Genomic DNA, 3,671 nt, shown 5'->3' on the forward strand with positions numbered 1-3,671 from the left:
AGGCGCTCAATCGCCTCATCGCGGCCGGCGCGCAGCTTGTCGTGCTCAGCCCGGACATCCTGAAGGCGCTGCGCACCGCGCTCGAGCAGGTGCTCGACGAGGAGGCCGCGAAAAGCGAGCAGTTCAAGCGCGTGCTCGAGAACTGGCGCGCCTTCCGCACCGAGCAGCACCGTTGGTTCTGGATCGCGGACGCCCGCGCCGAGATGTCGGTGTATGCGCTCACCGCCCAATAGACAAACCTGATAGGGAGGCGATCAATGTAAGCGGCCGTCCCTGCGGGGTAGTGCTTGCCGCACGCCGCCGTGTGCGGCTTTTCCATCTCGAACTGCGGCAGGGCTCCGCCTCGCATGCGACCGCGTCGAATTTCGACGAACCTGACAGAAGCGGAATCTGCGATCTGCCTTGTAGGTCGCCTAAGGGTCTAACTCGGAAGTCGGCGCTCGTAACCGCCATGTCCGCTTTCCCCCCGATAGCGACAAAACTGCGGACATCGCGGGAGGTCCGTTTCGTGCCACCAACGGACATGCGCCATCACAGCGGCGCCAACTGTTGCCGCTGATAGTCCGGCCGACAGATTCAACCGCGCAGCTTTCGGACGACGTTTTCCACCGCAAGACCGATCGCCAGAATTTTGCGGTCGGTGTTTTGCGTTCCGGCGATCATCATGCCTACTGGTGCGGTGCCGGGCGCATGGCAGGGAACCGACAGGGCGCAGCCGTCGAACAGGTTGACGATTGCCGGGTTGCGCAGCATACGCAGGTTGAGGCGAGTATACGTTTCGTCGTCCTTGCTGGCTTCGGCGATCGTCGGGGCGGTGTCAGGGGTGGTCGGCATCAGCATCGCATCGTAGCCGCTGGCGGCGGCGTTGATTGTGCGGATGAACTGCTCGCGCAGTTTAATCAGTTCGATGTAATTTGCGGCCGTGATCGTTTCGCCGGGACGGATGCGGACGATGACGCGCGGGTCGTATTTGTCGGCCCCATCTTTCATCCATTCTCGGTGCCACCAATAGGCTTCGGCACTAGTCAAGGCGCCGCGCGGGTTGACGTCCGCAGCCTGGGCGAATTCAGCCATCGGCAGCTCGACGACGGTCGCGCCGGCCGCCGACAAGCGGCCGAGCGCCGCCGTGAAGGCGTCGGCGACCGCCGGCGACAGGTCGTTCTGGAACACTGTCTTCGGCACTGCGAAACGCAGACCGCGCAGAAGGGCAGGCTCTAGAGCGCCGTCGGCTTCAGCGGCCAGAACCTGATCGAGCAATGCGCAGTCGGCGACGGTTTTCGCGATCGGTCCTGCCGAATCGAGCGTAAATGACAGCGGCAGCCCGCCGTCGAGCGGCACGCGCCGGGCGGTGGGCTTGAAACCGACCAGGCCGTTCAGCGCGGCCGGAATGCGGATCGATCCGCCGGTATCGGTGCCGATTGCGCCGGCCGCCATGCCGTCGGTGACAGAGACCGCTGCACCCGACGACGAGCCGCCGGGGATTCGGCCTGTGCCGCGATCAAAGGCATTTTTTGGTGTGCCGTAGTGCGGGTTGATGCCGAGGCCCGAGTAGGCGAACTCGACCAGGTTGGTGCGGCCGATAATGACCGCGCCGGCCTTTTTCAATCGTTCGACCACTGTTGAGTCGCGCGTTGCCGCCGGCGCGCCAACAAGCACTTTCGACCCGCCGAGTGTGGTGACGCTGGCTTCGTCGAACAGATCCTTGATCGAAATAGGGATGCCTGCGAGCCCGGGCAGCTTCGCGCCCCCGCGCCGTTGCGCGTCCGCCTGGTCGGCGGCGGCAAGCGCTTCGTTCTCATGTACGCTGAGGAAGGTGCGCGAGCCTTCTCCCTGTGGGTCTTTAATTGCAGCGAGTGCTTGTTCGACGAGCTGGCGGCTAGTGATTTTCTGGCTGGCCAGAAAATGCGAAAGGTCGTCAATGCTCATCGTGGCGAGTTCGCGTCCCGACCCGCTTTGCGCGAAAGCAGAATTGAGGGGCCAAAGTGCGGCGCTGGTGAGCGCAATGGCGCCCAGGCGGGCGGAGTCCTGCAAAAAGTCTCGACGATCCTGATCCAAGGCCTATTCCCTCCGGAGAGATTTCGGTTAACGAAGAGAAATATCCCGAATGGCTAGTTAATGTCCGCAACGGGTCATTAGCGCCGTTTTGACCATCGGCCGGTTACTTCCGATCTATCTATCCCCAACTCCAGACATGTCGCTGCACTGCGCTAACGGACGCGATGTGCCAACAACGGACGTTTATCACGGCGACTGGCACTTCCGCCTTGTGTTCAATTCCAGACTCATTCAGCGCAGCAACTAGCATCCTCATTCGATCACCTTATCGGCACGGCCAAGAAGCGACAGCGGCACGGTTAGGCTGAGCGCCTTGGCGGTCTTGAGGTTGATGGACAGTTCGACCTTGGTAGTCTGCTGCACCGGCAGATCGGCCGGCTTCTCGCCTTTGAGAATACGGTCGATGTATCCAGCCGCTTGATGAAACTGTTCGACGAAATCACTACCAAGAGCAACCAGCCCACCCGATTTCACGAAAAATGAGGCATTATAAATCGTTGGGACGCTGTAGTGGGCAGTGAGGGTAACTATCAGTTCACGATTTGCCGTGGTGAATGCGTCCGGCATTACGATGAGGCCGCCACCGGGATTGCGCGCTTGTGCGGCGACAACGCCTTCGATCTCATCCTTTCCATCAACCGGAGCGGAATTCGCCTGCATGGAAAACGAGGACGCAGCGGCTTGAATGGAAGGCATGAAGATTTTGAGCGGCACGGCGGTTGCCGGGTTAAACAGCAGCGATACACTGGTGGTGCGCGGTGCGATCTCCTTCAGTAGTTCCATCCACTTGCCGCCCATGGATGACTCGAAGAGCCCGAATCCAGTAACATTACCCCCTGGATGGGCGAGGCTCGCGGCGAAGCCGCTGGCGATCGGATCGGCCACGCTCACGAATACGATGGGAATATTTCGCGTCTCGTGAACAAGGGCGCTCGTTACGGGCGTGGTTTGAGAGAGGATCGCGTCGGGCCGCAGATCGACCAGCTCTTTTGCCAATACCCTGTGCCTGTCGGTATCACTGGTGGCCCAGCGAAGCTCGATCCGGAGATTGTTACCCTCCGTCCACCCCAGATTTGCGAGCGAACCCTGGAACGCCGAGAGCCAGTACCGTGCATCTGGATCGCTTTGCTCAAAGCCCATCAGCACGCCGATCAGCCGCACCCGTTCGGGTTTCTGCGCGCGCGCGGCGAGTGGCCAGGTCGCCGCTGCGCCGCCGAGAAGCGTGATGAACTCGCGCCGCCGCATGTGTGCTCCCCGGAGAAGACGCCTTGCAATACGTCAACCTAGCATTTTGCGACCGGGCCGCGAGTGAGAAATGCCGGACAGTCCCCCCTCAGAACCTGATCAGGCCGGATGTGGCATCTGGGTCAAAGGCTGACCTGACGGATCGAGAGCCGGACTTCCGCTTCACCCCTGAAAGCCGACTCAGAGCGGACATTGTGCGATGTCCGTTTCGTGCCGATTTTGTTGAAAAGGTCTGCGGTTGCGCTGGGTGAAATTCGCTGATTCAGTCGTCGAGAGGGGACTGAATCATGATGGGGCATCAGAAGGTTGAGCAGGCTGCTTTGTTCTATGAGTTCTCGCTTGAGCGGCACGTTCCGACCAATCATCTGTTG

Annotated in this window: 3 protein-coding genes and 1 pseudogene; 1 reads left to right on the plus strand and 3 read right to left on the minus strand. The window is 61.0% G+C overall.

Annotated features, from left to right (window positions below):
- Positions 1-233: pseudogene (locus tag VNX23_RS23690) on the plus strand (hypothetical protein); the annotation flags it as partial.
- Between the two features lie 343 nt (positions 234-576).
- Here VNX23_RS23690 and VNX23_RS23695 read toward each other — a convergent pair.
- The 3 genes from VNX23_RS23695 to VNX23_RS23705 form a co-directional block, all read right to left on the minus strand.
- Entirely contained in the window at positions 577-1,926 is a 1,350-nt protein-coding gene (locus VNX23_RS23695; protein ID WP_325634004.1) for an amidase, read from the minus strand.
- A 381-nt stretch (positions 1,927-2,307) separates the two neighbouring features.
- Positions 2,308-3,300, minus strand: a complete 993-nt coding sequence (locus VNX23_RS23700) for an ABC transporter substrate-binding protein (protein WP_325634002.1) — start codon at positions 3,298-3,300, stop codon at positions 2,308-2,310.
- Positions 3,301-3,422: 122 nt separating this feature from the next.
- Positions 3,423-3,671: hypothetical protein (locus VNX23_RS23705; RefSeq protein WP_325634003.1), on the minus strand; the 249-nt coding region annotated here is incomplete at its 5' end.

The sequence above is a fragment of the Bradyrhizobium sp. genome (genome assembly GCF_035570375.1).
GTDB lineage: Bacteria > Pseudomonadota > Alphaproteobacteria > Rhizobiales > Xanthobacteraceae > Bradyrhizobium.